Genomic DNA, 26,552 nt, shown 5'->3' with positions numbered 1-26,552 from the left:
CCCGCAGTGAATAGCGCCGCGGCAGGGAAGTCCAGTGCAGCTCCGTCACAGGGCCGCCGGGGGCAATTGCATGTGCTGGCGTGCCCCCTTACGCTGCCCTCGGCCAAGAGGCGCACAAAGTCAGGCAGGAGAAGCAAGACCCGTGGGACACCAGCTGATCATGGGCTCAATCTACCTTGGCGTCTGCCTGTTTCTGGAGATCGCGGTGCTGGTCTGGTGCGCGGCGCTGCTTGCGGAGCTGTCCAAGCGGTTCCCGGCGCCGCACGGGCGGCGGCACAATGCGGCCATTCTGATGATCGCGATCGGCCTGATCGTGCTGGCCCACACAGCGCAGGTCTGGATCTGGGCGTCGGCCTTCATGATGGTGGGTGCGATTGGAGAGTGGAACACGGCGCTCTACTTCTCGCTGTCCACGTACACGACGCTCGGCTACGGCGATGTAGTGCTGGGCCCAGGTCTGCGGATTTTTGCGGCCTTTGCAGCGGTAACCGGGATGCTGGCGTTCGGCGTCAGCACCGCATTCCTGGTCAGTGTGATGGGGCGGATGTTCTCCCTGAACGGCGGCGCGCCCGGGGAAAGATCCTAGAGCACTGGCGCCAGAAGCCGGGCCAGCGGCGCCAGCAGGCGCACCGGCCATTTCTGGTCCTCAAGCGGCGTGATCAACTCCTGCGCTTTCGTAAAGTCCCGCTCCAGCATCTGCGCGGCACGCACTGCGGAGTCTTCGTCGAAATACAGCACCATGGTCTCGAAATTCAGCCGGAAGGAGCGGTTGTCGAGATTGGCGGTGCCAACAGCGGTGATCGAGTTATCGATGACGAAGACCTTCTGATGCATGAACCCGTCCCGATAGCGCAGGATCTTGACGCCAGCGGCGCGCAGTTCATCGAAGTAGGCAAAGGCCGCCAGCCAGGGAAGATAGTGGTCGGCGGTTTCGGGAATCAGGATGCGCACATCGAGCCCGCGCAGAGCGGCATGTTTTAACGCGGCCGTCACGTCCTGATCCGGAACGAAGTAGGGCGAGGCAATCCAGACCCGTTCCCGGGCTGCAGTGACGGCGGAGAAAAACAGCATCGAGCCGTTTTCGGTGTTATCGCCGGGGCCGGTCGAGACCACCAGCGCGGCGCGGTCTTCGTCCGAGGGCTCCGCATCCCAGGCCAGCAAGTCGAGGATCGGCTCCTGGGTGCGCCAGTGCCAGTCCTCCGCAAACGACAGCTGCAGCTGCTGGACCGCCGGACCCGTCACCCTCAGGTGCGTGTCGCGCCAGGCTCCGAAGGCCGGGTCCTTGCCCAGGTACTCGTCGCCGACGTTGAGTCCGCCGGTGAAGCCCGTTTTGCCGTCGACGATCACGGTCTTGCGGTGATTGCGGAAATTGACGCGCAGCCGGTGCCAGGGGCGGTTTGGCGCCACAGGCTCGGCGATATCGATGCCTGCGTCCTCAAGCGCCTCCAGATAGCTGCCCGGCAGGGTGTAACAGCCAATGCTGTCGGTGATGACCCACACGGCCACACCCCGCCCGGCGGCGTCGATGAGGCGTTTTTGCAGGTCCATACCCAGATCATCTGCGCGCAGTATGTAATACTGCAAAAGGATATAGTCCTGCGCGGCGTCGATGGCCTCGAAGATCGACCTGAAGGTCTCTTCTCCGTCGATCAGCAGTTCGAAGCTGTTGCCGCCGCAGACAGGCAGACCGGAGATCGCCTCGAAGGGGGCGGTGTTGACCTTGACCTGCACCGGAGCCCCGGCATGGGTCCGCGTGTAGCTGCGCATGTCCCTCACCACCTGCTCCGCGGCGCGGCGGGCATTGCGGTAGCTGCGGAACCGGTGGTGGCCGAAGACGAGATAGGCGGGCAGGGCCGCGACCGGGGCGGCCAGCAGGAATACCACCCAGCCGATCGCCCCTTGGGGCGTGCGCGCAGTGCGGGCGGCGCTGATCGCGGCAAAGGCGGCGGCAATCCAGACGAGAGCGACGGTGGTCGAACTGAAGGTGAACCAGTGCATACGGCCTTCCATTATGGATGACATTCGGCTCCGCATCTCTGCACATGCACAGCCGCGCTGCAACTGCTTGCAGCAAGCGCATGGAAACTTCCGGCTTTTCTGCTTTGACGCTGGCGTTTTTTCTTTTGCTGTGGAACGTTGCCCGCATGTCCGTGCTGCCGCCTCTCAACTGCTGGCCCGCCGCCCTGCTGACCGCGGCCCGCCGCTTCAACCGCAAGAACGGCTGGGTGATGAGCAGCCATATCGCTATGTCGATGATGCTGGCGCTGTTTCCCTTCGTGCTGTTCACCGTGGCGCTGGCGGGCACCATTGCGGGGATGCTTTCGCGCGAGGTTGAACTGGAAGCGATGACCGAGCAGGTCTTCGGTGTCTGGCCGGACAGTGTTGCGCGGCCGCTGCTGACGGAACTTCGGGCAGTCCTGCGTACCTCCAACACGCAGCTGGCCACTTTAGGCGCACTGTTTGCGCTCTATTTCGCCTCCAATGGGGTAGATGCCGTGCGGGTGGCGATGGTGCAGGCCTATCATGACACCGATACCAGGCCGTTCTGGCGCGCGCGGGCGCTGTGCATCGGCCTTGTCATCATGGGGGGCGCGGGCGTTCTGGCCGTTGCCGTCTTCGAGGTGATCCTGCCGCTCTACGTGCGCCACATCACCAAGCTCATTCCCTTTGCCACCGTGCCGCAGGGTTGGGAGCAGGGGCTGAGCGGCATCCTAGCGCTGGCGCTGCCGGCGGGGGCGGTGCTGGCATTCCATGTGCTTCTGCCGGGCCGTGTGCACCGGCTGCGGCGGATTCTGCCGGGGGCGGTGCTGACGCTTTTGCTGTGGCTGGCTTCGGGCAGCGGTTTTGCCTTCTACGTTAGTTCCTTTGCGCAGTACTCGGCGACCTATGCAGGGCTCGCCGGTGCGATGGCGGCGATGATTTTCCTCTACCTGAACTCGGCGATATTGATCCTTGGCGCCGAGTTCAACGGGGCTCTGATCGACATGGCCAACCAGATCGCGGAGGCACCGCAGGACGAAAGTTGAGCCGGCTGCGCGGCGGTTTCGCCACAGTACGGCCCCGTTGCGGAAGCAAAGGCGGGTTATCCGAAGCAAAGACAGCATCTGCACAGGAATGCCATCATGCGGACGACGCCAAAGACCCGGAACCTGCTGAAAGCGCTTTGGCAGCGGGCCAACGCTGGCCGGGGCGCCGGCACGGCCAAGGTAACGCGCCCCAGCGACAGGAACGAAGCGGAATGCCTGATCTTGCGCGACCGCGCGACCCGCTCCTTGCGGCCAAGCCCCTCGGCGGTGCGCGCCTGAGGCGAACAATTCCCGGCGTTGCCGGCGCCGCCCGTTAGCCGCGGAACCCCTGGGCGACCACGAATTTCTCGGAACTGTCGGCGCGCGAGGAGGGCGGCTTCACGTTGGCCACCTTGGTGAATTTCTGCTTCAGCAGTTTCTGCAGCTCCCCCTCGGCGCCGCCCGCCAGCACCTTGGCGACGAAGGTGCCGCCTTCCTCCAGCACGTCGAAGGCGAAATAGGCCGCGGTTTCACAGAGCGAGATGATGCGCAGGTGGTCGGTCTGTTTGTGGCCGGAGCTGGCGGCGGCCATGTCCGACATCACCAGGTCAGCCTTGCCGCCCAGCCATTCCTTGACCTGTTCGTCGGCGCCGTCGTCCATGAAGTCGAGCTGGTGGAACTCGGCCCCCGCCAGCGGTTCGACCTCTTGCAGATCGATACCGATGATGCGGCCCACGGCCTTGCCCTGTTTTTCTCCCAGAGCGTTGATGCGCTTCACCGCGACCTGCGCCCAGCCGCCCGGCGCGCAGCCGAGATCAACCACCCGGGCGCCCGGCACCAGAAAACGGAATTTGTCGTCGAGCTCCATGATCTTGAAGGCGGCGCGGCCGCGGTAGCCCTCGGCCTGGGCGCGGCGCACGTAGGGGTCGTTGAGCTGCCGCTGCAGCCAGCGGGTCGAGCTGAGCTTGCGCCCGCGCGCGCTTTTCACCCGCACCTTCAGGTCGCGCTGGCCGCGGCCCGATGTATTCTTTCCGGTCGGTGTCTTTGCCATATCCGCCACCATCTGCCCCGGGGCCCGGAATTTTGGGAAAATTCCGGCCCGGAAAATTTGAAATTTTCCGGCCCCGCCTAGAAGGGGCCGTCCTCCAGAACGCCATCCGCACTCATCTGCGCGTAAAGCAGGCCCTCACGCAGGCCGCGGTCCGCTACCGACAGCCGGTCGGTCGGCCAGCAGCGCAGGAGCGCCTGCAGGATGGCAGCACCGGACATGATGAGCGCCTGCCGGTCCTCGCCGATGCGGGGGTCGCGACGGCGGCCGTGAGGCCCGAGTTCTAGATAACCGCGGATCACCTTGTCAATCTGATCGCTTGTCATTCTGAGCCCGTCGACCTTGGTGCGGTCATAGCGTTTCAGCCCGAGATGGGAGGCGGCGACCGTGGTCACCGTGCCGGAGGTGCCGACAATCTGGAAGCCCGCGCGCGCCTGCTCGTCCTTGTAGGGTGCGAAATCCGCGAGGTTTTCCTCGAAGAACCAGCTCATCAGGGCAAAGCGGGCGGCGTCATCCTCCACGTCGTTGAACTGGTCGCGCAGGGTGGCCACGCCGAGCGGCACCGAGATCCAATCCACCACCTTGGCCGCGGGAAACGGGTTTTCGGCGGCGTGGAAGCCGTTATGCAGGCGCATGATCGCCGAGGGCCGGTCGCGCCGCGGCACCGAGGAGATGTCGATCCAGACCAGCTCCGTGGAGCCGCCGCCGATGTCCACCACCAGGAGCTGCTCTGTCTTGGTGGAGACCAGAGGCGCGCAGGAGATCACCGCGAGCCGGGCCTCCTCCTCGGGCTGGATGATTTCCAGGGTGAGGCCGGTTTCGCGTTTGACCTGGCGGATGAAGTCGCGGGCGTTCTTGGCCCGCCGGCAGGCTTCGGTTGCAACCAGGCGCATCCTTCGCACCCGGTTGCGTTTGAGCTTTTGCTGGCAGATCCTTAGAGCCTGGATGGTGCGCGCCATCGAGGACCGCGACAGCCGTCCGGTCCGCTCCAGTCCGGCGCCCAATTGCACCGACTTGGAGAAACTGTCCACCACATGAAAGCCGCTGCCCTTGGGCTGGGCAATCAGCATGCGGCAGCTATTGGTGCCCAAATCCAGCGCGGCATAAAGCGCATCTGGATCGGGCCGGGCCGGTGCAGGGGTCTCTACCGCCTTGGGAAACGCGCCCGCACCTTTCGAGCGCCTGGGCGCCATGATTCACGCCCTCCGATTATCGTGTTGCTTGAGAGAATAGGTGCGTGCGTGCACAGGCGCAAGCCGCTGCTCGGCAACGGGAGGGCGAAATTGCAATCCGCGCGCCCGCACCGGTCACCGTTAAAGGCAAAGATTCATAATCCACATGAAGATTTTGGCGGAACGCGCCGGTGGCTTTCCCGCGCCGCGCCCCGTAGGTTGGCCGGGCAGGGGCGCAGGCCAAAACGTCGCTCAAACCCCCCGTGTTGTCGAAATCCGACCAACGCGGAATACGCAGCCGCACTAGAAGGTGGTTTAATCAGGTAGGAGGAAATCTCGGGATGCCCGAAGTCACCATCGTGTACTGGCGCGATATTCCCGCGCAGGTCATCGTAGGCAAAGGCCGCCGCGGCGCCAAGCGCCAGCTGGAGGAGCGCTTCGAGCAGGCGATCGACCGTGCCGCGATGAAGGTCAACGCCAAGGACGCCGATGCTTATCTCGCCGAATGGCGTAAGGCCGAGCCGTTTTCGGCCGAGGGCGAGCCCGGTGACATTGCCGAGTCGGAAGCCGCCCGCCTGGAACGGGAATACGATCAGGACCGCCTGAAGGCGCTGATCGCGAATGACGGATGGGCGTGAGCCTGACACCACTATGGGAGGCCATGATGGCTTTGCTGAACTTCAAAAAACGTGACACCGCCGCTGCTCAGCCCGTCAACTCCGATGTGGAGGCCTTCCTGCAGGGCTATTCCATCGAAGTGATGCCGCGCACCGCCTCCAAGGTCGATGACTTCCGCGACCTGCTGCCGGCGGGCACCCGCGTCTACATCGCCCACATCGAAGGCACTCCGATCGAGGAAATGGTGGCGACCGCCAAGCGGCTGAACGCCGAAGGCTACCCGGTAATGCCGCATTTCCCGGCCCGTATCATCCAGGACGAGGCAACTCTCGCCGACTGGATCGCGCGCTACCAGGGCGAGGCGGACGTGAAGCAGGCGCTGCTTCTGGCGGGCGGCGTGGCACAGCCGCATGGCAACTTCCACAGCTCTATGCAGCTTCTCGAAACTGGCCTGTTCGACAAGGCTGGGTTCACTAACCTGCATGTCGCGGGCCACCCCGAAGGCAACAAGGACATCGACCCGGACGGTTCCACCAAAAACGTCGTCGAAGCGCTTATGTGGAAGCAGAAATTCTCCGAGCGCACCGATGCCAAGATGGCACTGGCCACCCAGTTCGCCTTTGAAGCCAAGCCCATCATCGAATGGGCCAATGGCCTGAAGGCTGCAGGTGTCGATCTGCCGATCCATATCGGCATTGCGGGCCCTGCAAAGCTGCAGACGCTGATCAAATTCGCGATTGCCTGCGGCGTTGGCCCGTCGCTGAAAGTGCTGCAGAAGCGGGCGATGGATGTCTCCAAGCTGCTGCTGCCCTACGAACCCAACGACGTGGTCGCAGAGCTTGCCGCCTATAAGGCCGCGCATCCGGATTTCAATATCACCAACGTTCATTTCTTCCCCTTGGGCGGCATCAAGACGAATGCCACCTGGGCCATCAACAATGGCGGCGCCGCGGCGCAGCCGGTCAATTCCTGAGGATCAACAATGACCCGTACAGTCGTAGAATCAAAAACCAAAACCGCGATCCTTGGCTTTGACGAGCCGTTCTGCGTGATCGGCGAACGCATCAACCCAACCGGCCGCAAGAAACTGGCGGCCGAGCTGGAGGCCGGCGATTTCTCCACTGTCGAGAAAGACGCGCTGGCGCAGGTGATGGCGGGCGCCAACATTCTCGATATCAATGCCGGGGTGGTCTATAATTCCAACCCCAACCCGAACGAGACCGAACCGCCGCTGATGACCAAGATCGTCGAGCTGGTGCAAGGGCTTACCGACGTGCCGCTGTGCATCGACTCCTCGGTTCCCGGCGCGCTGGAAGCCGGGCTCAAGGCAGCCCAGGGCCGGCCGCTCTTGAACTCCGTTACCGGCGAGGAAGAGCGCCTGGAGCACGTGCTGCCGCTGGTCAAGAAGTACAACGTGCCGGTTGTGGCGATCTCCAATGACGACACCGGCATCTCGGAAGACCCGGATGTGCGCTTTGCCGTCGCCAAGAAGATCGTCGAGCGCGCGGCCGATTTCGGCATTCCCGCACACGACATCGTGGTCGATCCGCTGGTGATGCCGATTGGCGCGATGGCGACCGCGGGCAACCAGGTGTTCGCGCTGGTGCGCCGCTTGCGCGAGGAGCTGGGCGTCAACACCACCTGCGGTGCGTCCAACATCTCCTTCGGCCTGCCGAACCGCCACGGCATTAACAACGCCTTCCTGCCAATGGCAATGGGGGCAGGCATGACCTCGGCGATCATGAACCCGGTGGCGCTGCCGGTGACGCAGAAGGCGATTGCAGAAAAGAAGGCACAGGTCGAAGCGGCCGGCATTATCCTTCCGGAAGGCATGGATGACGAGACCTTCGTGACCATGTTCGGCCTGGGCTCGACCCAGCCGCGCGCGGGCAAAGAGATGGAGGCGATCCGCGCCGCCAACCTTTTGACCAACAATGACTCGCACGGTGGCGAGTGGATCAGGTTCAACAAGGCGCCGGCCGCTGAAGGCGAAAGCGAAGGCCGCGGCCGCCGCGGCGGCGGCCGCCGGCGCCGCGCCTGATCCGCGCCGGTGTGAGATATACGGTGCGAGGGGGAGGGGAAACCTTCCCCCTTTTTGCATTTTCGCGCGCGTCACGTGCGCAGGGGCGCCAGGGCCTACGGAAGTGCTGCACTGGCGTCCAGCATATGGTCCATCAGGGCCAGCATGCCGCTGGCGGAACCGGGAAGGGGAAGGAAACGGCGCTTTCTGAGTTCGCGGCAAGATACGCACGGCAAACCGGTATGGGGCCTAGCGGCCTCAGCGGCTTCGCGCGATCTGGGAGCGTCTTTCGGGAAAAAGTGGCGGAGAGACAGGGATTCGAACCCTGGGTGGGCTTGCACCCACAACGGTTTTCGAGACCGCCCCGTTCGACCACTCCGGCACCTCTCCGCGGGGGGTGAGGCGCGGTTTAATGTTGTTTCCAGACGCGTGCAAGGCGGAAATAGCCTGCACGTAAAAAAAACTGCAACCGCATTGCCCGGTCAGGCTTTTTGGCTAAATTTGCGGTATGACCCAGATACTCCTTCTGATGCTGAAATCCCGCCGCCGGATTGGCGCTGCGGGCGCGTTCGTATTCGTTATCCTGGCTGGAGTGCTGCCCGCGCAAGCGGCAGAGCGGGCCCGGATCGAGGCTTTCCTGGAGGTCACGGGTTTTGATGTCGCGCTGGACAGCATTGCCTTCTCCGCCGCGGGCGCACCCGAACTGCTTGGATTTGACGCTGGCAGCTTCGGCGCGGAGTGGACCAAGCTTTCCGAGGAAGTGTTCGAGACTTCCGCGATGCGGGCAATCGCACTGGATATTCTGGAGCAAACGCTCGACGAGGATGCGCTCGCCCATGCCGCCGAATTCTACGAGACGCCCCTTGGCGTGCGGCTGGTGGCCGCAGAAAATGCCGCCCACCGGGTGCGCGACGAGGAGGTCAAAGCTGAGGCGGGCGAGCGTATCATTGGGGCCCTGGTGAAAGCGGGGAGCCCTCGGGTCGAGCTGTTCAAGCGGCTGGGACGGGCGATCGACGCGGCCGATACCGGGCTGAAGGCGCTGCAGGAGATCCAGTTCCGCTTTATTATGGCTGCAGCGGCCGCCGGGCTGATCGAGCTGGACCTGGATGCGGCGGAGCTGCGTGCCTATCTGGCGGAGCAGGATGATGCGCTGCGCGTGGCGCTGGAGGCTTCGGGGCTGGCCTCTTCGGCCTACACCTACCAAGGCTTCACCGACGCAGAGGTCGAAGCCTATGCCGAGGCGCTTGAGCATCCCAAAATGCAGCGCGTTTACGAGCTCCTGAACGCGGTGCAATATGAGATCACTGCCAACCGTTTCGAGGCGCTGGCCTATCGGATGAAGGATCTGACGCCGGAACAGGATATCTGAGTGCAGGGCTGCTGCGTCCGTTACAGCGGCAGGTTCAGAAATCGCTGCCGGAGCGGTTGACAACTCACCGCCTTCTGTTTCATAAGCCCGCATCCCGGCCCGGATTCCGTGCGCCGGGGTTCTTTTGTAATACGCCCGCGAAGGGCGCGCTGTCCGGGGCGGCATCCGCCACAACACCCGAAACCGGGGGCCGAAGGACGCGGTTGGAAAAGGAAAGACGCATATGTTTGCGGTCCTCAAGACTGGCGGCAAGCAGTACCGGGTTCAGGCGGGCGATGTGCTCCGCGTGGAAAAACTGGCTGCTGATGCTGGCGAAACCATCCAGTTCAACGACATCCTGATGCTTGGCGGCGACTCCCCCGTTGTGGGCGCTCCGCTGGTGGAAGGCGCCGCCGTGCAGGCGGAAGTGATCGAGCAGATCAAAGGCGAGAAGCTGATCCACTTCGTGAAGCGCCGCCGGAAGCACTCCTCCAAGCGCACCAAGGGCCACCGTCAGAAGCTGACCCTGGTCAAGATCACCGAGATCCTGGCCTCCGGCGCGGACGCCACCGGCGTGAAAGCCGCGACCGGCAAGGGTGACGCATCCGCAGCCAAGGCAGCGCCCGCCGCTGCTGCCGGCTCCGACGATCTGACCCAGCTCACCGGTGTCGGCCCCGCCGCTGCCAAGAAGCTGAACGATGCCGGCCTCACCAGCTTTGCCCAGATCGCGGCCTTGTCGGAAGACGACATTGCTGCTATCGAAGCGGTCAAAGTGAAACCCGAATGGGTTGAGCAGGCCAAAGAGCTGGCCAAAGGCTAAGGAGAAAGACGAATGGCACATAAAAAAGCTGGCGGTTCCTCCCGTAACGGCCGCGACTCTGCCGGTCGCCGCCTTGGCGTGAAGCTGTTCGGTGGCCAGGCGGCCATCGCAGGCAACATCATCGTGCGCCAGCGCGGCACCAAGTTCTGGCCGGGCGAAGGCGTTGGCCTGGGCAAGGATCACACCATCTTTGCAACCACCGATGGCGCAGTGACCTTCCACAAAGGCCTCAAAGGCCGCACCTTTGTATCGGTTCTCCCAGTGGCGGAGGCCGCTGAGTAAGCCGACCCGAAGGGTAAAGAAATCTTAGGGGGGATCGGCTATACAGCCGGTCCCCCTTGCTGTTTCCGCATTGCGGGTTCCGGAGAGGGCACCCGGCGGTGAAAACCGCCCGGCCACGGTGGCGTCGGCGCAGCGGCGGTAACGGAATTTATTGTGCAAGTTGAACCGGGTAGCGCTTGCTTTGAACCCCCGCCGCACCCATCTGCAAATCATGCAGGGGATCGGCTTTGGACGTGGAGGAGGGAAGCCATGAATTTGGAACAGATCGTGTGCCAGCAGGTTATTGAGGCCGAAAGGTTCATTCTGCGGCCGTTGCGAAAGTCCGACGCCGGGCTGATCGCGCATTACGTCGGCGAGGAGCGCGTTGCCCGCATGACACGATCTATCCCGCACCCTCTGCCGCCTGGTGCTGTGGAGGCATTTGTCGCCCGCGCAATGTCCGAGGTGCGGGATGAGGACGTCTGGGTTATCGACGGCACCAGCGATGGCGATGCCGAACTGAAAGGCGTCATCGGGCTGAAGCGGATGGACCGGAACCAGTCCGAGGTCTCCTATTGGACCGCGCCGCCCTTCTGGAATACTGGCCTTGCCTCCGCCGCATTGAAGGCGCTCGTCGATGCTAACCCGCAAAACAATGCGGCGATGTTCGCGTCCGTCTTTCAGGACAACCCAGCTTCGGCCCGGGTTCTGATCCATTGCGGCTTCGATTACTTGGGCGATGCCGAAAGCTACTCGGTCGCCCGCAACGCGACGGTACCGACTTGGACCTACAGCCGAAAACTGTGATTGGCGCGGCACGCGCTTTACGGTAAGGCAAGACAAACCGCCTGGGCGGCAGCTTCAGTCTGCTTCCGGGGTACGACGCGGCAGGGCCATATCTCCGCTGCATTAAGGAGCTCACATGAAATTCCTCGATCTGGCAAAGGTTTACATCCGATCGGGCGCGGGCGGGAACGGCTGTGTCAGTTTCCGGCGCGAGAAGTACATCGAATACGGCGGCCCCGATGGCGGCGATGGCGGCAAGGGCGGGTCGGTCTGGGCCGAGGCCACCGAAGGGCTGAACACGCTGATCGACTTCCGCTACCAGCAGCATTTCTTTGCCAAGAACGGCCAGTCCGGCATGGGACGGCAGCGCAGCGGCAAGGATGGCGACGATATCGTGCTGCGTGTGCCGGTCGGCACAGAGATCCTGGATGAGGACGAGGAAACCGTGCTCGCCGACCTCACCGAGGTGGGCGAACGGGTGCTGCTGGCCAAGGGCGGCAACGGCGGATTTGGCAACCTGCATTTCAAATCCTCCACCAACCAGGCGCCGCGCCGGGCCAACCCGGGTCAGGAAGGCGTCGATCGCACCATATGGCTGCGGCTCAAGCTGATTGCCGACGCAGGCCTCTTGGGGCTGCCGAACGCGGGCAAGTCGACCTTCCTGTCGGCGACCTCCAACGCGCGGCCGAAGATTGCGGACTATCCGTTTACCACCCTGCATCCGAACCTTGGCGTGGTTGGTATCGACAACACTGAATTTGTGGTTGCGGACATTCCCGGCCTCATCGAAGGCGCGCACGAAGGCCGCGGCATCGGCGACCGCTTCCTTGGCCATGTCGAGCGATGTGCGGTGCTTCTGCACCTGATCGACGGCACCTCGGAGACGGTGGTGGAGGATTACCAGACCATCATCGGTGAGCTGGAGGCCTATGGCGGCCACCTGGCAGAAAAGCCGCGCGTTACCGTGCTGAACAAGGCCGATGCGCTTGACCCGGAAGAACGCGAAGAAAAACGCGCCGCGCTGGAGGCCGCTGCGGGCGGATCCGTGATGGTGATGTCGGGTGTCAGCCGCGAGGGCGTGGACGAGGTGCTGCGTGCGCTGCGTTCCCAGATAGACGATGACCGTCTGCGCCACAAGCCCGCGGAGGAGGACGCGCCTTGGCAACCTTGAGGGCCTGCAGGCGCCTCGTCGTCAAGATCGGTTCCGCGCTGCTGGTGGATCGCGAAAGCGGTGAGCTGCGCGCGGGCTGGCTGCATTCGCTTGCCAATGACGTGGCCTGGCTGAAGGCGCAAGGCATCGACGTGATCCTGGTCTCTTCCGGCTCCATTGCGCTTGGCCGCGGGGTACTGGGGCTGCCGCGGGCCGAACTGCCGCTGGAGCAGTCGCAAGCCGCGGCCGCGGTCGGACAGATCCGGCTGGCCCGGGCCTACGAGGAAGCGCTGGCGCCGCACCGGATCACCACCGCGCAAGTGCTGGTCACGCTGGAGGACAGCGAAAACCGCCGCCGCTATTTGAACTCGCGCGCGACGCTGGAAACGCTTCTTGCGATGGGCGCGGTGCCGATCGTTAACGAAAACGATACCATCGCAACCGATGAAATCCGCTACGGCGACAATGACCGGCTGGCGGCACAGGTGGCGGTCACTGTCGGGGCCGATTGCCTGATCCTCTTGTCCGATGTTGATGGCTTCTACAGCGCCAATCCCGCAATCGATCCGGAGGCGCGCCGCTTCGAGCGGATTGACGCGATCACGCCGGAGATTGAGGCGATGGCCGGCGATGGCGTTTCGGGCCTGTCGAAAGGCGGGATGATCACCAAGCTGCTTGCGGCCAAGATGGCGACGGCGGCCGGCTGCGCCATGGTGATCACTGAAGGTTCCCTCCTGAACCCGTTGAAAACGCTTGAAGAGGGTGCGCCCTGCACCTGGTTTGCGGCGCAGGATGATCCGCAAGTTGCGCGCAAGCGCTGGATCGCCGCAATGAAGACCCGCGGCGTGCTCACGGTAGATGAGGGCGCGGCCAAGGCGCTGCGTTCTGGCAAGAGTCTGCTGCCGGCAGGCGTACGGCATGTGGAGGGGGACTTCGGCCGCGGCGAACCGCTGGCCATCCTCGGCCCAGATGGGCGCAAACTGGGGCAGGGGCTGTCGCGTTACACCGCTGAGGAAGCCCGGGCCATCCAGGGCCGCCAGTCGCGGGAGATCGAGGCCACGCTGGGCTATCCCGGCCGTGCCGCGCTGATCCACCGCGATGATATGGCGCTTTGACCTAAACATCCCATACTATATGTGAGCCGGAGGGCACTCGAGCGTGCCAGACGGGAACCGGCAGGGGCGCGAGACATATGAAAGACAACGACGACATCCCCGCTTTGATGGCGGACCTCGGCATGCGTGCAAAGCAGGCGGCCCAGAAGCTGGCCACGGCTAGCGCTGAGAGCAAAGAGAAAGCGTTGAACGCGGCGGCGGAGGCGGTGTGGTCCCGCCGCGCGGAGATCATTGCCGCCAATGCCAAGGATCTGGATTTCGGCCGCTCCAAAGGCCTGAGTGCCGCGATGATGGACCGGCTGATGCTGGACGAGCCGCGGATCGAGGGCATTGCCGCGGGCCTGCGCGCAGTGGCGGGCCAGCCTGATCCTGTGGGCGAGGTGATGGAAGAGTGGGAGCAGCCCAGCGGCCTCAAGATCCAGCGCGTGCGTACGCCCCTGGGCGTGATCGGTGTCATCTATGAAAGCCGCCCCAATGTAACCGCCGACGCTGGCGCGCTTTGCCTGAAGTCCGGCAACGCGGTGATCCTGCGCGGCGGCTCGGAAAGTTTCCACTCCTCGCAAGCCATTCATGCCTGCCTGGCGGAGGGCTTGCGTGCGGCTGGACTGCCTGAGGATGCGGTGCAGCTGGTTCCGACCCGTGACCGGGTGGCGGTGCAGCAGCTTCTGACGATGACGGATTACGTTGACGTGATCGTGCCGCGCGGCGGCAAGGGGCTGGTGGGGCTGGTCCAGCGCGAGGCGCGGGTGCCCGTCTTTGCCCATCTCGAAGGCATCGTTCATATTTACCTGGATAAGGCCGCCGATCCGCAAAAGGCTCTGGACGTGGTGCTGAACGCCAAGACCCGCCGCACCGGCATCTGCGGCGCCGCGGAATGCCTTCTGATCCATCAGGACATCGCGCCGACCCTGGGCAAGGCGGTTCTTGAGGCGCTGGCCGGTGCCGGCGTGGAGATACGGGCTGAGGCCGGCCTGCCGGGCCCGGAGGGCATGGTTACTGCGACAGGTGAGGATTGGGGCAAGGAATACCTCGATTCCATCATTGCCGCGAAACAGGTGAGCGGCATCGACGAAGCGATCGGGCATATCCGCACGCATCACTCTCAGCACACCGATTGCATCATCACCGAAGACATTGCGGCGGTCGACCGGTTCTTTGCCGAACTTGACAGTGCGATCCTGATGCATAACGCCTCCACCCAGTTTGCCGACGGCGGCGAGTTCGGCATGGGGGCGGAGATCGGCATTGCCACCGGCAAAATGCATGCGCGCGGGCCGGTGGGGGCGCGGCAGCTCACCAGCTTCAAATACCTGGTGCGCGGCGACGGCACCACGCGGGCCTGAACTTACACTCTCGCGGAAACGCAGAACGCCGGGCGTCACGCCCGGCGTCTCCTTGCAATAATGCTGCATATATCAAAATTGCAGCGTAATCCGTTCCAGCGTCTGTTCGACACGGACGGTGCGGCCAGCCTGTTTGGCAGCCTCCGGCAGCAGCGCAAATTGCACCAGCGCCGGGGTGACCTCGGCGCTGGAGGTGCCGCCGCTGACCCGGGCCCAAAGCTCGTCATTGACGCTAAGCTTGCTGCCTTCGCCGATCACGCTCCACCTGCCGTCGGCGCAGAGCACGCTAATGGTGCCGCCGAAGGGCAGCGCGGCTTCCAAGCAGAGCGCGGCAAGAAACGCCATGCGCACTTCGCTGCGGGTACCGCCTTCCGAAGGCGACCACTGGTAGGAAACGCGGCCTGCCTTGCTGATGTCCGCAAGGATCGAGACAACCTCGGCCCGGCCCATCTGCTGATCGCCTGCGGAACCGAATGCAATCCGGAAAAACCGGATGCGGGCATTGGCGTTGGAAACGCTGTCGGAAATCAGGTCCAGTTCCGGCCCTTCCATTGTTCCTGCCATTCCAAGCAGTTCCAGCCCGTTGTTAATAGCCCCGACCGGGCTGATCAGGTCGTGGCAAATCCGCGACCCTACCAATGCGGCGAGATTGGCGTTATCTACACTCATGACGTTCCTCCGACTTGGGCCACCCGCCAATGAATGACCTCAATGCTATTCTCGCCCCGGGCATGTATGTGAAGCACCCCGACCATCCGGAATGGGGGGTCGGCCAGGTGCAATCCAACACAGGCGGCAAGATCACGGTAAACTTCCCCGACCAAGGCAAGCTGGTAATTGATGGATCGCGCGTATCCCTGATCCCTGTCTTTGATCCATAAGGGTTGACGAAAAGTTAACAGATCATCGCCAATTGTTATGACTTTGCGTCCTCTGTGCCGTATGAGCCGGGTCAGCGCAAGCCAGAAGCCTTCAGGATATGCCCATGCCCGTTCCGGCGTCCGAATTCTCCGTCTCCATCGCTGCCACCGAGCAAGACCTGCGCGCGGCGCAGACGCTGCGCTATGAGGTTTTCGTGCGCGAGCTGGGCGCAGGCGGGCCGATGGTCGACCATGCCGCCGGGCTGGAGCGTGACCGGTTCGATCCATTCTCCGATCACCTGCTGCTCCGCGACGAGCGCAAGGGGCGGATTGCCGGTGTCTACCGGCTGATGCGCGGCGATCAGGCCGCAGCAGCCGGGCAGTTCTATTCGGAAAGCGAATATGACCTGAAGCCGTTGATAGCTTCGGGCCGCAAGCTATTGGAATTGGGGCGTTCCTGCCTGCACGCCGACTACCGCGGCAGCATGGCGATGTATCACCTCTGGGCCGGGCTTGCGAGCTATGTGCAGGAGCATGCGATCGAAATTCTGTTCGGCGTTGCCAGCTTTCACGGCACCGATCCGCGCGCGCTGGCGGAGCCTTTGGCGCTGCTGCACCACAATCACCTGGCGCCGCCTGCACTGCGGGCGCGGTCCAAGGTGTTTCAGAACATGGACCTGGTGCCGGCTGCTGAGCTCGACCGCCGCCGCGCCATGCTGGCGATGCCTGCGCTGATCAAGGCCTATCTGCGGCTCGGCGGTTTCGTGGGTGAGGGCGCTTATGTGGATCACGACTTCAACACCACCGATGTGTGCCTGATCCTGGATACGGCGAGGATGAACACAAGGCAGAGCCGGATCTACACCGAAGGGCGCGGCGCGCGATGACGATGAGCTGGCAGAGCAGCGAGGCGCCCGATCCCGTCCGTATCGGCGTGGCGGGCTGGGGGCGGGCACTTCTGCGCGGGCTGTTGCTCGGCACGCTAGTGTTTGGCAGTCTTGCGGTCTTGCTGCTGCTGCGGCTTCTGGAGCGGCCGCTGTTTGGTTTGCGCCGGCCGCTCACGCCCTTCCTGACTCAAACCGTTTGCCGCGGGGCTCTGGCAATCCTCGGCCTCAGCTGCCTCAGCCGGGGGCAGATCATGCGGCAGCCCGGCGCGGTCGTGGCAAACCACGCGTCCTGGCTCGACATCTTCGTGCTGAATGCGCAGAAGCGGGTGTATTTCGTTTCCAAGGCGGAAGTTGCGGGCTGGCCCGGGATCGGCTGGCTGGCGCGCGCGACCGGCACCGTGTTTATCGAGCGGGACCGCCAGAAGGCGCGTGCGCAGACCGAGCTGTTTGCCAAGCGCTTGGCGGCAGGGCACAAGCTGTTGTTCTTTCCGGAAGGCACCTCGACCGATGGACTTCGGATTTTACCATTTAAGACAACGCTTTTTGCGCCATTCTTCAACGACGGACTGCGCCATGGCAGCCACATTCAGCCGGTCACTTTACGGTACACCGCGCCCGCCGGAGCGCCGCCGCGGTTTTATGGCTGGTGGGGCGACATGGACTTTGGCCCGCATCTGCTGAAGGTGCTCTCCGCCCCGCGGCAGGGCGTGGTGGAGGTGATGTGGCACGCGCCTTTGAATGTGTCGGAGTTTCCAGACCGCAAGGCGCTGGCCGCAAAAGCCTTTGCTACTGTGAAGGCTGGCGGTTTTTGGGAAGATAATTCCTGAGGACTGTGTGTTTTTCCGGGCAAGCAGCCTTGCCTTGCCCGGGGAACTGCTCTATAGGCCCGCGTACGAACCCGCAGGCGGGGTTTGGCCTGTGCGGGGGAGACATCCCCGCCGGACCGCCGGTTGGAGCGACCGCTCTGAGACCCCCGCCGAGGATTAAACCGGAAAAGGATAAGATAGCATGGCTCTTCCCGAGTTCTCCATGCGTCAGCTGCTGGAAGCTGGCGTTCACTTCGGCCACCAGACTCAGCGCTGGAATCCGCGCATGGCACCCTACATCTACGGTGCGCGCAACGGCATCCACATTATGGACCTGACCCAGACTGTTCCGATGCTGGACCAGGCGCTGCAGGTTGTGCGTGACACCGTTGCCAAAGGCGGCCGCGTGCTGTTCGTCGGCACCAAGCGCCAGGCTTCCGCACCGATCGCCGAAGCCGCGGAGAAGTCCGCGCAGTACTACATGAACCACCGCTGGCTCGGCGGCACGCTGACCAACTGGAAGACCGTCTCCCAGTCGATCAACCGCCTGAAGGAAATCGACGAGAAGATGTCCTCCGGCGCCGAAGGCCTGACCAAGAAAGAGCGTCTGGGCATGGAACGCGACCAGGAGAAGCTGGAAGCGTCGCTGGGCGGCATCCGCGAAATGGGCGGCGTGCCGGACCTGCTGTTCGTCATCGACGTGAAGAAAGAAGCGCTGGCAATCGCCGAAGCCAAGAAGCTGGGCATCCCGGTTGTCGCGGTTGTCGACACCAACTGCTCGCCCGATGGCGTTGACTACATCATCCCCGGCAACGACGACGCGTCCCGCGCGATCTCGCTGTACTGCGATCTGGTGGCCCGTGCGGCGCTGGACGGCATGTCGGCTCAGCTGGGTGCCGCAGGTGTTGACCTCGGCGCGCTGGAAGAAGCCCCGGCCGAGGAAGCCGTGGCTGAAGAAGCCGCAGACGCCTGATCCGTCCGTCACGGATTTGACATGCGGGGCAGGTAGCGCCTGCCCCGAACCTGTTCTGAATTGAGGAGAGCCTGACATGGCAATCACTGCAGCAATGGTGAAAGAACTGCGCGAATCCACCGGCGCAGGCATGATGGACGCAAAAAAAGCCCTGGTCGAAAACAACGGCGACATGGAAGCCGCGGTAGACTGGCTGCGCACCAAGGGTCTGGCGAAGGCTGCCAAAAAATCCGGCCGCACCGCCGCCGAAGGCCTCGTCGCCGTTGTCGTCGAAGGCGGCAAGGGTGTTGCGGTTGAAGTGAACTCGGAAACTGACTTCGTTGCCAAGAACGGCGAATTCCAGTCCATGGTTGCCGGCATCGCCAAGGCAGCCCTGAACGCCGACGACGTCGAAGCGCTGAAGGCAGCCGACCTGGGCGGCAAGTCCGTCGAGGCGACCCTGACCGACAAGATCGCCACCATCGGCGAGAACATGTCGCTGCGCCGCATGGAGAAGCTGGAAGGCGAGACCGTGGTCTCCTACGTCCACAATGCTGCGGCCGAGGGCATGGGCAAAATCGGCGTTCTGGTTGCGATGAACGGTGGCGACGACACCATCGGCAAGCAAGTCGCGATGCACATCGCAGCCGTGAACCCGGCCGCGCTGTCGGAAGCCGAGCTGGATGCATCCATCGTCGAGAAGGAAAAGCAGGTTCAGATCGACATCGCCCGCGAGTCCGGCAAGCCGGAGCAGGTGATTGAAAAGATGATCGAAGGCCGGATGAAGAAATTCGTCGCCGAGTCGACCCTGCTGAACCAGCAGTTCGTGGTGAACCCCGACCTGACAGTGGAAGCCGCCGCCAAGGAAGCAGGCGCCACCATCACCGGTTTTGTCCGCGTGGAAGTGGGCGAAGGCATCGAAGTCGAGAAGGAAGACTTCGCAGCCGAGGTGGCGAAGGCCGCTCAGGGCTGAGCCCGCGGGCCAATTGGACCGTTGTGATTTGGAGAGCCGGCGGCCATTCCGCCGGCTTTCGCATGTTCCGGGGTGCGCTCCGGGTGTGCTGGCCCGCAAGCCTGCAGCTTTGAGGGTGCGGGTGTAGCTAGGGCAGGGGGGAGGAGTCCCACCGATGGGGATAGGCGAGACTCCTCCGAATAACGGATGCCGGCGTGGATCAATACACGTCGGCACCCGGACAGCAGTGAGAGCCCTGAAATCGCAGGGGGTCACAACCAATAGTTCCCAGGCTAAAGCCACCACTCACGGAACACGTGTAGAATGCAGGCTTTGGTACGAAGAAGGTAGTAGTGAATTCCTTACCTGTTTTCGGACACTTAACGCTTGCAATTCAGGGAAGGCTTGACGGTTCCACAATATACATCTGGTTGTGCATTGCGGCCTTTAATACTGCCTGCGCCGTAGTCTCTACTGCCAGCGCTTCACGCGCGAGGCGCAGGTGCTTTTCAACCGTCGCGGAGGTCAGCCCCATCAGCATGGCAATGTCCTGCGTTGTCTTTCCGTCGCCGACCCATTGCAGCACTTCGCGCTGGCGCCTGGTGAGTGTGCGGTTCGGAGGCGCATAGGGCAGGGTGAGGATCTTCAGGTGCGCGACATTGTTCATCAGTTCGATATCGTGGCCGTGCCGCTGCCAGATTGCATCGGCATCCGCCTGAGTAGTTCCGCCTGCGGCAGCCAGGGCAATCGCGCCCTTGTGCCGCGTCGACACGCTGGGAAAGCTTATCGTGTAGCCGGCGGTGATGTTCATCCGCTCATTGAAGTCACAGACGCGCTTTGCCTCGGGTGGAAGGGCGCCGCTGGAGGCCAGCTCCTGAGCTCTCAGCCAGCTGCTGGCGCCTTCATTTTCCAAGGCCCACCTTAGCATAGGTGCATCAGAGTAAAGGCCCTCATGGAGGTATCCCGTGAGGTACTCGGGCGTGTGATTGCTCAGGATCACGAAATCTTCGGGATCGCCCAGGGAAGTATCGGTCTTGTAGCGGGTGTAGCCGTACAGCAGGCGGTCGAAGCCATAGCTGCTCATTTGGCGCACATGGGCTTTCCACAGCGCCTCAAGGCTGTTCACGCCGCAAAGAAAGTTCAGGTATTCCGTGACTTTCATGCAGGCGTCCGGCCCCGTAAGTGCGCTGCCAGCGCATCCAGTGCCAGCAGGTAACCGTAGGAGCCGAATCCGCAAATCTGCCCAAGCGCGGCCTTCGCGATATAGGACTGATGGCGGAAGCTTTCGCGCGCGTGAATGTTGGACAGATGCACTTCCACCGCAGGAATCTCGACAGAGATCAGAGCGTCCATCAAGGCAATGGACGTATGGGTATAGGCGCCGGCATTCAGGATGATGCCGGCATGCACACCCTTCGCGGCGTGAATGGCATCGATCAGAGCGCCCTCGTGATTGGATTGAACGCAAACGGCGTGCAGCCCCAGCTTGCTGGCATGGGCGGTGCAGGCGTCCTCCACCATGGCCAGGGTTTCCGTTCCGTAGACCTCTGGCTGGCGGGTGCCCAGCAGGTTCAAGTTCGGCCCGTTCAAAACCATGATACTGTGCATCGGGGGTATTTCCTTTTCGTTCTTCTTTCTATTGTTCTACGCCATTTCCGGGTAAAGGGCTAAGGGGGAATTTTAGCCGTTGCGCGGCTAGAAGCATCCTTTCTTCCCACGCGTATAAGGCTCTTGCCTCACTAGGGATGCCTTCAGCCGCCGGTCAGGCAGAGCCGGAACGCCGCTTGGGGGCAGGGAGCAGCTGTTGGCCAGCAACCGGCTTTCTGAAAATGCATCCAGAATGCAACGGATCTTCGGGTCTTGCATTACACGGGGCACGGTCTTGGCTCGATTGCCTTGCAAGACTTGTGGGCAATTTGCCGGGAAGCGGCGCGATTTCCCCGTCATTAAATGAGATATATTTTTTACGGCCGGATTGCGAAATTGCTGTCGGAAGGTTCGGATCGCACAGCCCTTGAAATTGCATTCCAGTGCGCGTCCACAATATCGGACATGTCCGTTGAGCTGCTTTTAAATTTGTCAATTTTGCGGGCGGTCCTTGCCGCGCTCGTGACGTCGTGTTGCCTGGCTGGCGCGGCCATTGCTTCAACCGCCACGGCATGCCAGCCTGCGGGAAAACAAGGCGGAGAGCGCGGGAGGAGACATGACGGCCACGACCCAAACCCTCGATCTGGAGGCAGTGTCCGCCTATCTGAGAGGCCGCCTGCCAGGGTTTGACGGCCCGGTTGAGGCCCGGAAGTTCGCAACCGGTCAGTCGAATCCCACTTTCCTGCTCCTGACCCAAGCCGGAAACTACGTGCTGCGCCGCAAGCCGCCAGGGGTACTTCTGAAATCGGCCCATGCGATCGACCGTGAGTTTCGCGTGCAGCGTGCGCTGGCCGGCAGTGCGGTGCCCGTCGCCCGGATGCATCTCTTGTGCGAGGACGAAAGCGTGCTGGGCTCGGACTTCTACGTGATGGAGCATATCGCCGGGCGCAGCTTCCTCGACCCATCGCTCCCTGAAGCGAGCCCGGAAGAACGGGCAGCGATCACGGACGAAATGAACCGGGTGCTCGCCGCGTTGCACGACGTGGACGCCGAGACCGTTGACCTGGCGGATTACGGCCCGCCGGGAGACTACTTCCAACGTCAGCTGAGCCGCTGGACCGGGCAGTACCGCGCGAGCGAAACCGGCAGCATCCCGGAAATGGAGGAGCTGATCGCCGCGCTGGAGCGCGAAAGGGCTCCGCAGGACGGCCAGCGCGGGCTTGTGCATGGCGACTTCCGCATCGACAACATGATCTTTGCCGCGGATGGCCCGTCCTGCCGCGCGCTCCTGGATTGGGAGCTGTCGACCATCGGCCATCCATACGCCGATTTAGCTGCCGTCATTATGCAATGGCGTATGCCGCCAGGGCCGGAGGGCAGGGGCCTTGCCGGGCTCGAGCGCGCCGCGCTTGGCCTGCCGGAAGATGCCGCGTTCATCGACGCCTACTGCCGCCGCCGCGGCCTGCCGGGCGTGGATCAATTCGGCTATTGCCTCGGCTTCAGCTTCTTCCGCATGGCCGCGATCCTGCAAGGGGTGCGCAAGCGGGCGCTGGACGGCGCCGCTTCCAATCCGGAACAGGCTCTCCGCCTCGGGACTTATGTGCCGGAGTTTGCGCGCCAGGGCTTACAGGCGCTCAGCGAATGAGCGGTTTGGCTCGCAATGCACATTACCAGCTCGCGCATTCCCCTCGACCCGCGGCCGCCGCCGGCGCATGATGGCAATACGCGGCCGAGCGAGCAGGGGCGAGAGATGGACAATAACCGGGTGCAGCACATCAAGGCATGGCAGCAACGCTATGTGGATGATGGGAAATTTGCAGGCAGCGCCTTGCTGATCCACCGCCGCGGGGCGGAGTGCTATTTCGACACGGCAGGCCTCCGGAATATTGAACGGGATCTGCCGTTCACCCGCGATACAGTAGTCCGGCTCTACTCGATGACTAAACCAGTGACCTCTGTGGCCTTGATGATGCTGGTTGAACGCGGGCTTTTGCATCTTGATGCACCGCTGAGCGCGTTCCTGCCGGAATTTTCTGATATGCGGGCACTGGTGGCGGGTGCCGCATGCATCGACCAGACCGAACCGAGCCGCAGCCCGACGCTGCACGAGCTGCTGACCCACACCTCCGGCCTGAGCTACCCGTTCAACCCCGGCGTTCTGCCGGAAGCAATGGCGGAGCAGGACCTTCTGTTCAAACCCGACCAAGGCAAACTGTCCACGATGACCCGGCGCCTCGCCGATCTGCCGCTCGCGTTCCAGCCCGGCAAGCGCTGGGAGTATTCCGTCTCCATCGACGTGATCGGCCGGGTGGTCGAGGTGGTCTCCGGCAAGCCGCTTGCGCAGTTCTTCCAGTCCGAAATCCTGGAGCCGCTGGGGATGCATGAGACCGCCTTCCGTGTGGCGCCAGGCACCGGCGACCGCTTCGCGTCTCTCTATACGCCGCTGGCCGGGGATGCGATGGCGCTCAACAGCGCCGGGCTTGGCGGCACCCGGCTGCGGCTGGCCGATGCTCCCGGCGGCTCGCCGTTTGAATACGCCACTTTGCATTCCGGTGGCGGCGGGCTGACCGGCACCATCGGCGACTACATGCGATTTGCTGAGATGCTGCGCTGCCGGGGCGCCTGCGACGGCGGCCATATTCTTAGCCCTGGGACTGTCGATTTCATGATGCAGAACCATTTGCCTGGTGAGATCGCAGCCATGGGCCCGCAGAGCTTTGCGGAGCAGCCGATGGAGGGCATGGGATTCGGTCTCGGCGGCGCCGTGGTCCTGAACCCGGCCCGTGCGCGCTGCCCCGGCTCGGTTGGCGATTTCAGCTGGGGCGGCATGGCCTCGACCTTCTTCTGGGTCGACCGGGCGCTGGACCTCTCGGTTGTCTTCCTGACCCAGCTCGCACCCTCGAGCAGCTACCCTGCGCGCCCCGAGCTGAAGGCGCTGGTGCATGGCGCGCTGACGGAGTAATCTCCACGCCAATCACATTACGGAAGGCCGGTAAATGGTTGATACTGCAAAAAACCTCCTGGATCTCCTGGATCTCGAGGAGCTCGATGCCAACCTCTACCGCGGACAGGGATCGGGCGGCGAAACGCCAACCCGCATCTACGGCGGACAGGTCATCGCGCAGGCGCTGACCGCCGCTTACGAAACCGTGCCGGACCGCCCGTGCCATTCGCTGCATGCCTACTTCATCCGTCCCGGCGACCCGGCGCGGCCGGTGATCTACGAGGTCGATCCGGCCCGCGACGGCGGCAGCTTCACCACGCGGCGTGTCGTGGCGATGCAGAACGGCAAGCAGATCCTAAACCTTGCAGCTTCGTTCCACGCGCCAGAAGACGGCTGGGAGCATCAGCGCGGCATGCCGGACGTGCCGCCGCCGGACAGCCTGGTCTCGCGCCATGAGCTCCTGCAGCAGAACGCGCACCGGGTGGAGGCATCCAAGCGCGCGGAATTCACTCGGCCGCGCCCGTTCGAGATCCGTGAAGTCGCGCCGCGCGACCCGCTGGATCCGGAGGCCGCGAGCGACGTCAACCACATGTGGATCCGGATGGAGGCCGCCAAGGGCGCAAATCCCAAGCTGCAGCACGTGCTGATGGCTTATGCTTCGGACTTCGGTCTTTTGGGCTCGGCCTTGCGGCCGCACGGGCTGACGTTCCACAAACCGCGGCAGATGACAGCGAGCCTTGACCACGCGATCTGGTTTCATGCGCCGGTGAACTTCGGAAACTGGCACCTCTATACAATGGAGTCACCCTTTGCCGGTGGCGGCCGCGGCTTCAACCGGGGCGCCGTCTATAGCGAAGACGGCCGTCTGGTCGCCAGCGTTGCGCAGGAAGGGCTGATGCGGCCTCTGAAACGCTGATCCGCAGGGCCGCGGGATCTTAAACGGCTTACCGACGTTTGGATGCATCGCAAAGACCGTCTATCAACATAATACGGATTACAGGACTTTGCGAAGTTTCAAAAATGGTGCCCTGCGGTACCCGATGAATAAAACCCGATGAACAAACGTGGCCCAACGCTAGTTCACGGTTGAACTCGCCACTTAGCTTACGGTAACATACTGTTAATACGGACAGATTTGCCAATCCCTGCTGCGGATAGCAGCGCTCGCCTTGCGCAAACTGGCGGGCATAATTGCAATACAGACCTTGCAGCGGTGCATTTTACAGTCGGAGGCTGACGCCATGTTGCTCTCACCTTTGCATTATTCCCTCTACAGGCCATTGCATGCCTGCCTTCGGCTGCCTTTGCATTTTCCATGCTGCCGTGTCCGGAGCATTTCCCGACCTGCTGAAGAAGCGCAAAATGTTCGACGCCTGTTAACCAACGGATATTCAAGTATCTAAGTCCAAAAGGAAAATCCCGCCGGCGGATGCGGAATGTTAACCTTATCTGGAGGCCGTCGAGCGCTCTCATTTGGTTGGAAATTTGCAGATTTTCCAGAGCGAACGCGATTTGCGGTATTGCGTGGTCATTTTGCGAAAATGCGGCGCAGGTCGTCGCCCGCGCCGCAGGGCACCGATCAGAAGAATGCCTGCAGCCCAGTCTGAGCCCGGCCAAGGATGAGCGCGTGCACGTCGTGCGTGCCTTCATAGGTGTTCACCGTCTCCAGGTTCACCATGTGGCGGATCACGTTGAACTCCAGGCTGATGCCGTTGCCACCATGCATGTCACGCGCCATGCGGGCGATTTCCAGCGCCTTGCCGCAGTTGTTGCGCTTGACGATGGAGATCATCTCCGGCGCGGCGTTAGCCTCGTCCATCAGGCGCCCGACCCGAAGAGATGCCTGCAGTCCAAGGGTGATTTCGGTCTGCATATTGGCCAGTTTCAACTGGAACAACTGGGTGTTGGCCAGCGGTCGGCCAAACTGGCTGCGGTCGAGCCCATATTGGCGGGCAGCGTGCCAGCAGGCCTCGGCTGCGCCCATCGCGCCCCAGCTGATGCCGTAACGGGCCCGGTTGAGGCAGCCGAACGGGCCTTTCAGACCTTCCACATGCGGCAGAAGCGCGTCCTCGCCAACTTCGACGCCGTCCATCACGATTTCACCAGTGATGGAGGCACGCAGCGACGCCTTGTTCTGGATCTTCGGCGCGCTGAGGCCCTTCAGCCCCTTGTCGAGCACGAAGCCGCGGATCTTACCGCCGTGCGCTTCAGATTTGGCCCAGACCACGAAGACATCCGCGATCGGCGCGTTGGAGATCCACATTTTGGAGCCGGTAAGTTTATACCCGCCTTCAGTTTTTTCCGCACGCGTCTTCATGCCCGCGGGGTCGGAGCCGGCATCCGGCTCGGTCAGGCCGAAGCAGCCGATCCATTCGCCAGACGCCAGCTTCGGCAGGTATTTCATGCGCTGCTCTTCGCTGCCGTATGCGTAGATCGGATACATCACCAGCGAGCTTTGCACCGACATCATCGAGCGGTAGCCGCTGTCGACGCGCTCCACCTCACGGGCGACGAGGCCGTAGGAGACATAGCCGCCGCCAAGTCCGCCGTATTGCTCCGGGATAGTGGTGCCCAGGAGGCCCATTTCGCCCATCTCGCGGAAGATCTCCGGATCGGTTTCTTCGTTTTCATAAGCACTTAGAACGCGCGGCTGCAGCTTTTCCTGGGCGTAGGCACGCGCCGAAGCGGCGATCATACGCTCGTCTTCGCTAAGTTGGTCATCGAGCCGCAGCGGGTCATCCCAGGTGAAGCGGCCAAGGTCGGGCGCGTCCTTGGCGCGCAGTGCAGGTTTGTCGCTCATGGTGTTGTCCTCCAGAATTGCTTGGCCGGACCCTAACGGGAGGTAAACGCGAAAAACAGCGAGACTTTTGCAAACAAG

Annotated in this window: 28 protein-coding genes and 1 tRNA gene; 21 read left to right on the top strand and 8 right to left on the bottom strand. The window is 63.0% G+C overall.

What is annotated here, in order from left to right; all coding sequences use genetic code 11:
* Positions 1-160: 160 nt before the first annotated feature.
* Positions 161-586 (top strand): potassium channel family protein, encoded by a 426-nt coding sequence (locus tag ACOHWE_RS02980; RefSeq protein WP_420664666.1) that lies wholly within the window; start codon positions 161-163, stop codon positions 584-586.
* Here ACOHWE_RS02980 and cls read toward each other — a convergent pair.
* Entirely contained in the window at positions 583-1,998 is a 1,416-nt protein-coding gene (cls, locus tag ACOHWE_RS02975; protein WP_420664003.1) for a cardiolipin synthase, read from the bottom strand. The genes ACOHWE_RS02980 and cls overlap by 4 nt on opposite strands.
* A 146-nt stretch (positions 1,999-2,144) precedes the next feature.
* On the opposite strand from cls, the gene ACOHWE_RS02970 reads away from it, so the two are divergent.
* Together ACOHWE_RS02970 and ACOHWE_RS02965 are read left to right on the top strand one after the other, a co-directional pair.
* Positions 2,145-3,026 carry a YihY/virulence factor BrkB family protein gene (locus tag ACOHWE_RS02970; protein ID WP_420664665.1) on the top strand — a complete coding sequence of 294 codons (882 nt, stop codon included), beginning with the start codon at positions 2,145-2,147 and terminating at the stop codon, positions 3,024-3,026.
* Positions 3,027-3,122: 96 nt separating this feature from the next.
* Positions 3,123-3,305, top strand: coding sequence for a hypothetical protein (locus ACOHWE_RS02965; protein WP_420664002.1), 183 nt, complete (start codon positions 3,123-3,125; stop codon positions 3,303-3,305).
* Between the two features lie 34 nt (positions 3,306-3,339).
* Here ACOHWE_RS02965 and ACOHWE_RS02960 read toward each other — a convergent pair whose 3' ends face one another.
* Both ACOHWE_RS02960 and ACOHWE_RS02955 read right to left on the bottom strand, forming a co-directional pair.
* Complete coding sequence (locus ACOHWE_RS02960; RefSeq protein ID WP_420664001.1) at positions 3,340-4,056, bottom strand: RlmE family RNA methyltransferase; 717 nt, start codon at positions 4,054-4,056, stop codon at positions 3,340-3,342.
* Between the two features lie 77 nt (positions 4,057-4,133).
* Positions 4,134-5,246, bottom strand: coding sequence for a Ppx/GppA phosphatase family protein (locus ACOHWE_RS02955; protein WP_420664000.1), 1,113 nt, complete (start codon positions 5,244-5,246; stop codon positions 4,134-4,136).
* A 320-nt stretch (positions 5,247-5,566) separates the two neighbouring features.
* On the opposite strand from ACOHWE_RS02955, the gene ACOHWE_RS02950 reads away from it, so the two are divergent.
* The 3 genes from ACOHWE_RS02950 to ACOHWE_RS02940 are packed head-to-tail and all read left to right on the top strand — an operon-like array spanning position 5,567 to position 7,884.
* Positions 5,567-5,863 (top strand): virulence factor, encoded by a 297-nt coding sequence (locus tag ACOHWE_RS02950; protein ID WP_420663999.1) that lies wholly within the window; start codon positions 5,567-5,569, stop codon positions 5,861-5,863.
* Positions 5,864-5,889: 26 nt separating this feature from the next.
* Positions 5,890-6,816 carry a methylenetetrahydrofolate reductase gene (locus ACOHWE_RS02945; protein ID WP_420663998.1) on the top strand — a complete coding sequence of 309 codons (927 nt, stop codon included), beginning with the start codon at positions 5,890-5,892 and terminating at the stop codon, positions 6,814-6,816.
* Between the two features lie 9 nt (positions 6,817-6,825).
* A complete protein-coding gene (locus ACOHWE_RS02940; protein ID WP_420663997.1) occupies positions 6,826-7,884 on the top strand; it encodes a methyltetrahydrofolate cobalamin methyltransferase in 1,059 nt (352 codons plus the stop codon).
* Positions 7,885-8,163: 279 nt separating this feature from the next.
* On the opposite strand, the gene ACOHWE_RS02935 is transcribed toward ACOHWE_RS02940, so the two are convergent.
* A tRNA-Ser gene (locus ACOHWE_RS02935) sits at positions 8,164-8,253 on the bottom strand.
* A gap of 118 nt (positions 8,254-8,371) precedes the next feature.
* On the opposite strand from ACOHWE_RS02935, the gene ACOHWE_RS02930 reads away from it, so the two are divergent.
* The 7 genes from ACOHWE_RS02930 to ACOHWE_RS02900 all read left to right on the top strand — a co-directional run bounded on the left by ACOHWE_RS02930 (position 8,372) and on the right by ACOHWE_RS02900 (position 14,686).
* Positions 8,372-9,232, top strand: a complete 861-nt coding sequence (locus ACOHWE_RS02930; RefSeq protein ID WP_420663996.1) for a DUF2059 domain-containing protein — start codon at positions 8,372-8,374, stop codon at positions 9,230-9,232.
* A 223-nt stretch (positions 9,233-9,455) separates the two neighbouring features.
* A complete protein-coding gene (locus ACOHWE_RS02925; RefSeq protein ID WP_420663995.1) occupies positions 9,456-10,031 on the top strand; it encodes a 50S ribosomal protein L21 in 576 nt (191 codons plus the stop codon).
* A 12-nt stretch (positions 10,032-10,043) separates the two neighbouring features.
* On the top strand, positions 10,044-10,313 hold the full coding sequence (gene rpmA, locus ACOHWE_RS02920) for a 50S ribosomal protein L27 (protein ID WP_420663994.1): 270 nt from the start codon (positions 10,044-10,046) through the stop codon (positions 10,311-10,313).
* 249 nt (positions 10,314-10,562) lie between these two features.
* Positions 10,563-11,099, top strand: coding sequence for a GNAT family N-acetyltransferase (locus tag ACOHWE_RS02915; protein WP_420663993.1), 537 nt, complete (start codon positions 10,563-10,565; stop codon positions 11,097-11,099).
* A 115-nt stretch (positions 11,100-11,214) separates the two neighbouring features.
* The gene (gene obgE / locus ACOHWE_RS02910; protein WP_420663991.1) at positions 11,215-12,249 is read left to right on the top strand and encodes a GTPase ObgE; all 1,035 of its coding nucleotides are present in this window, start codon (positions 11,215-11,217) and stop codon (positions 12,247-12,249) included.
* Positions 12,237-13,343, top strand: coding sequence for a glutamate 5-kinase (gene proB / locus ACOHWE_RS02905; protein WP_420663990.1), 1,107 nt, complete (start codon positions 12,237-12,239; stop codon positions 13,341-13,343). Before obgE ends, proB begins: the two co-directional genes overlap by 13 nt.
* A 77-nt stretch (positions 13,344-13,420) precedes the next feature.
* A complete protein-coding gene (locus ACOHWE_RS02900; RefSeq protein WP_420663988.1) occupies positions 13,421-14,686 on the top strand; it encodes a glutamate-5-semialdehyde dehydrogenase in 1,266 nt (421 codons plus the stop codon).
* Positions 14,687-14,758: 72 nt separating this feature from the next.
* Here the strand turns inward: ACOHWE_RS02900 and ACOHWE_RS02895 are convergent, their stop codons facing one another.
* A complete protein-coding gene (locus tag ACOHWE_RS02895) occupies positions 14,759-15,355 on the bottom strand; it encodes a histidine phosphotransferase family protein (protein WP_420663987.1) in 597 nt (198 codons plus the stop codon).
* A gap of 29 nt (positions 15,356-15,384) precedes the next feature.
* Between ACOHWE_RS02895 and ACOHWE_RS02890 the strand changes: the two genes are divergently transcribed.
* The 5 genes from ACOHWE_RS02890 (at position 15,385) to tsf (ending at position 19,164) form a co-directional block, all read left to right on the top strand.
* Positions 15,385-15,567 (top strand): DUF3553 domain-containing protein, encoded by a 183-nt coding sequence (locus ACOHWE_RS02890; RefSeq protein WP_420663986.1) that lies wholly within the window; start codon positions 15,385-15,387, stop codon positions 15,565-15,567.
* Positions 15,568-15,665: 98 nt separating this feature from the next.
* Positions 15,666-16,433: an L-ornithine N(alpha)-acyltransferase gene (olsB, locus tag ACOHWE_RS02885; RefSeq protein ID WP_420663985.1), complete on the top strand. Its 768-nt coding sequence runs from the start codon at positions 15,666-15,668 to the stop codon at positions 16,431-16,433.
* Positions 16,430-17,260 carry a lyso-ornithine lipid O-acyltransferase gene (olsA, locus tag ACOHWE_RS02880; RefSeq protein ID WP_420663983.1) on the top strand — a complete coding sequence of 277 codons (831 nt, stop codon included), beginning with the start codon at positions 16,430-16,432 and terminating at the stop codon, positions 17,258-17,260. The genes olsB and olsA overlap by 4 nt, the downstream gene beginning before the upstream one ends.
* Before the next feature lie 181 nt (positions 17,261-17,441).
* Positions 17,442-18,212 (top strand): 30S ribosomal protein S2, encoded by a 771-nt coding sequence (rpsB, locus tag ACOHWE_RS02875; protein WP_420663982.1) that lies wholly within the window; start codon positions 17,442-17,444, stop codon positions 18,210-18,212.
* A 76-nt stretch (positions 18,213-18,288) separates the two neighbouring features.
* Positions 18,289-19,164 (top strand): translation elongation factor Ts, encoded by an 876-nt coding sequence (gene tsf, locus ACOHWE_RS02870; protein WP_420663980.1) that lies wholly within the window; start codon positions 18,289-18,291, stop codon positions 19,162-19,164.
* Between the two features lie 373 nt (positions 19,165-19,537).
* Here tsf and ACOHWE_RS02865 read toward each other — a convergent pair whose 3' ends face one another.
* Together ACOHWE_RS02865 and aroQ are read right to left on the bottom strand one after the other, a co-directional pair.
* A complete protein-coding gene (locus ACOHWE_RS02865) occupies positions 19,538-20,305 on the bottom strand; it encodes a helix-turn-helix transcriptional regulator (RefSeq protein WP_420663978.1) in 768 nt (255 codons plus the stop codon).
* The gene (gene aroQ / locus ACOHWE_RS02860; RefSeq protein ID WP_420663976.1) at positions 20,302-20,751 is read right to left on the bottom strand and encodes a type II 3-dehydroquinate dehydratase; all 450 of its coding nucleotides are present in this window, start codon (positions 20,749-20,751) and stop codon (positions 20,302-20,304) included. The genes ACOHWE_RS02865 and aroQ overlap by 4 nt, the downstream gene beginning before the upstream one ends.
* A 595-nt stretch (positions 20,752-21,346) precedes the next feature.
* Here aroQ and ACOHWE_RS02855 point away from each other — a divergent pair.
* The 3 genes from ACOHWE_RS02855 (at position 21,347) to ACOHWE_RS02845 (ending at position 24,590) form a co-directional block, all read left to right on the top strand.
* Complete coding sequence (locus ACOHWE_RS02855) at positions 21,347-22,375, top strand: phosphotransferase family protein (RefSeq protein WP_420663974.1); 1,029 nt, start codon at positions 21,347-21,349, stop codon at positions 22,373-22,375.
* A gap of 105 nt (positions 22,376-22,480) precedes the next feature.
* Positions 22,481-23,692, top strand: coding sequence for a serine hydrolase domain-containing protein (locus ACOHWE_RS02850; RefSeq protein WP_420663972.1), 1,212 nt, complete (start codon positions 22,481-22,483; stop codon positions 23,690-23,692).
* Positions 23,693-23,726: 34 nt separating this feature from the next.
* The gene (locus ACOHWE_RS02845; RefSeq protein WP_420663970.1) at positions 23,727-24,590 is read left to right on the top strand and encodes an acyl-CoA thioesterase; all 864 of its coding nucleotides are present in this window, start codon (positions 23,727-23,729) and stop codon (positions 24,588-24,590) included.
* Between the two features lie 663 nt (positions 24,591-25,253).
* Here the strand turns inward: ACOHWE_RS02845 and ACOHWE_RS02840 are convergent.
* A complete protein-coding gene (locus ACOHWE_RS02840) occupies positions 25,254-26,474 on the bottom strand; it encodes an acyl-CoA dehydrogenase (protein ID WP_420663968.1) in 1,221 nt (406 codons plus the stop codon).
* Positions 26,475-26,552 lie beyond the last annotated feature (78 nt).

The organism is Cribrihabitans neustonicus, assembly GCF_048820895.1.
GTDB lineage: Bacteria > Pseudomonadota > Alphaproteobacteria > Rhodobacterales > Rhodobacteraceae > Cribrihabitans_A > Cribrihabitans_A neustonicus.
This window is presented reverse-complemented; position numbering and strand designations above follow the sequence as displayed.

Excerpts from the sequence above, each read along its gene's own strand:
- ACOHWE_RS02955 (WP_420664000.1), bottom strand. The coding sequence starts at position 5,246 with ATGGCGCCCAGGCGCTCGAAAGGTGCGGGCGCGTTTCCCAAGGCGGTA.
- ACOHWE_RS02895 (WP_420663987.1), bottom strand. The coding sequence starts at position 15,355 with ATGAGTGTAGATAACGCCAATCTCGCCGCATTGGTAGGGTCGCGGATT.
- ACOHWE_RS02855 (WP_420663974.1), top strand. The coding sequence starts at position 21,347 with ATGACGGCCACGACCCAAACCCTCGATCTGGAGGCAGTGTCCGCCTAT.
- olsB (WP_420663985.1), top strand. The coding sequence starts at position 15,666 with ATGCCCATGCCCGTTCCGGCGTCCGAATTCTCCGTCTCCATCGCTGCC.
- ACOHWE_RS02980 (WP_420664666.1), top strand. The coding sequence starts at position 161 with ATGGGCTCAATCTACCTTGGCGTCTGCCTGTTTCTGGAGATCGCGGTG.
- ACOHWE_RS02940 (WP_420663997.1), top strand. The coding sequence starts at position 6,826 with ATGACCCGTACAGTCGTAGAATCAAAAACCAAAACCGCGATCCTTGGC.
- ACOHWE_RS02865 (WP_420663978.1), bottom strand. The coding sequence starts at position 20,305 with ATGAAAGTCACGGAATACCTGAACTTTCTTTGCGGCGTGAACAGCCTT.
- ACOHWE_RS02845 (WP_420663970.1), top strand. The coding sequence starts at position 23,727 with ATGGTTGATACTGCAAAAAACCTCCTGGATCTCCTGGATCTCGAGGAG.
- ACOHWE_RS02890 (WP_420663986.1), top strand. The coding sequence starts at position 15,385 with ATGAATGACCTCAATGCTATTCTCGCCCCGGGCATGTATGTGAAGCAC.
- ACOHWE_RS02840 (WP_420663968.1), bottom strand. The coding sequence starts at position 26,474 with ATGAGCGACAAACCTGCACTGCGCGCCAAGGACGCGCCCGACCTTGGC.
- ACOHWE_RS02965 (WP_420664002.1), top strand. The coding sequence starts at position 3,123 with ATGCGGACGACGCCAAAGACCCGGAACCTGCTGAAAGCGCTTTGGCAG.
- ACOHWE_RS02850 (WP_420663972.1), top strand. The coding sequence starts at position 22,481 with ATGGACAATAACCGGGTGCAGCACATCAAGGCATGGCAGCAACGCTAT.
- ACOHWE_RS02930 (WP_420663996.1), top strand. The coding sequence starts at position 8,372 with ATGACCCAGATACTCCTTCTGATGCTGAAATCCCGCCGCCGGATTGGC.
- olsA (WP_420663983.1), top strand. The coding sequence starts at position 16,430 with ATGACGATGAGCTGGCAGAGCAGCGAGGCGCCCGATCCCGTCCGTATC.
- ACOHWE_RS02970 (WP_420664665.1), top strand. The coding sequence starts at position 2,145 with ATGTCCGTGCTGCCGCCTCTCAACTGCTGGCCCGCCGCCCTGCTGACC.
- rpmA (WP_420663994.1), top strand. The coding sequence starts at position 10,044 with ATGGCACATAAAAAAGCTGGCGGTTCCTCCCGTAACGGCCGCGACTCT.
- ACOHWE_RS02945 (WP_420663998.1), top strand. The coding sequence starts at position 5,890 with ATGGCTTTGCTGAACTTCAAAAAACGTGACACCGCCGCTGCTCAGCCC.
- rpsB (WP_420663982.1), top strand. The coding sequence starts at position 17,442 with ATGGCTCTTCCCGAGTTCTCCATGCGTCAGCTGCTGGAAGCTGGCGTT.
- ACOHWE_RS02960 (WP_420664001.1), bottom strand. The coding sequence starts at position 4,056 with ATGGCAAAGACACCGACCGGAAAGAATACATCGGGCCGCGGCCAGCGC.
- obgE (WP_420663991.1), top strand. The coding sequence starts at position 11,215 with ATGAAATTCCTCGATCTGGCAAAGGTTTACATCCGATCGGGCGCGGGC.
- ACOHWE_RS02900 (WP_420663988.1), top strand. The coding sequence starts at position 13,421 with ATGAAAGACAACGACGACATCCCCGCTTTGATGGCGGACCTCGGCATG.
- cls (WP_420664003.1), bottom strand. The coding sequence starts at position 1,998 with ATGCACTGGTTCACCTTCAGTTCGACCACCGTCGCTCTCGTCTGGATT.
- ACOHWE_RS02915 (WP_420663993.1), top strand. The coding sequence starts at position 10,563 with ATGAATTTGGAACAGATCGTGTGCCAGCAGGTTATTGAGGCCGAAAGG.
- tsf (WP_420663980.1), top strand. The coding sequence starts at position 18,289 with ATGGCAATCACTGCAGCAATGGTGAAAGAACTGCGCGAATCCACCGGC.
- ACOHWE_RS02950 (WP_420663999.1), top strand. The coding sequence starts at position 5,567 with ATGCCCGAAGTCACCATCGTGTACTGGCGCGATATTCCCGCGCAGGTC.
- ACOHWE_RS02925 (WP_420663995.1), top strand. The coding sequence starts at position 9,456 with ATGTTTGCGGTCCTCAAGACTGGCGGCAAGCAGTACCGGGTTCAGGCG.
- aroQ (WP_420663976.1), bottom strand. The coding sequence starts at position 20,751 with ATGCACAGTATCATGGTTTTGAACGGGCCGAACTTGAACCTGCTGGGC.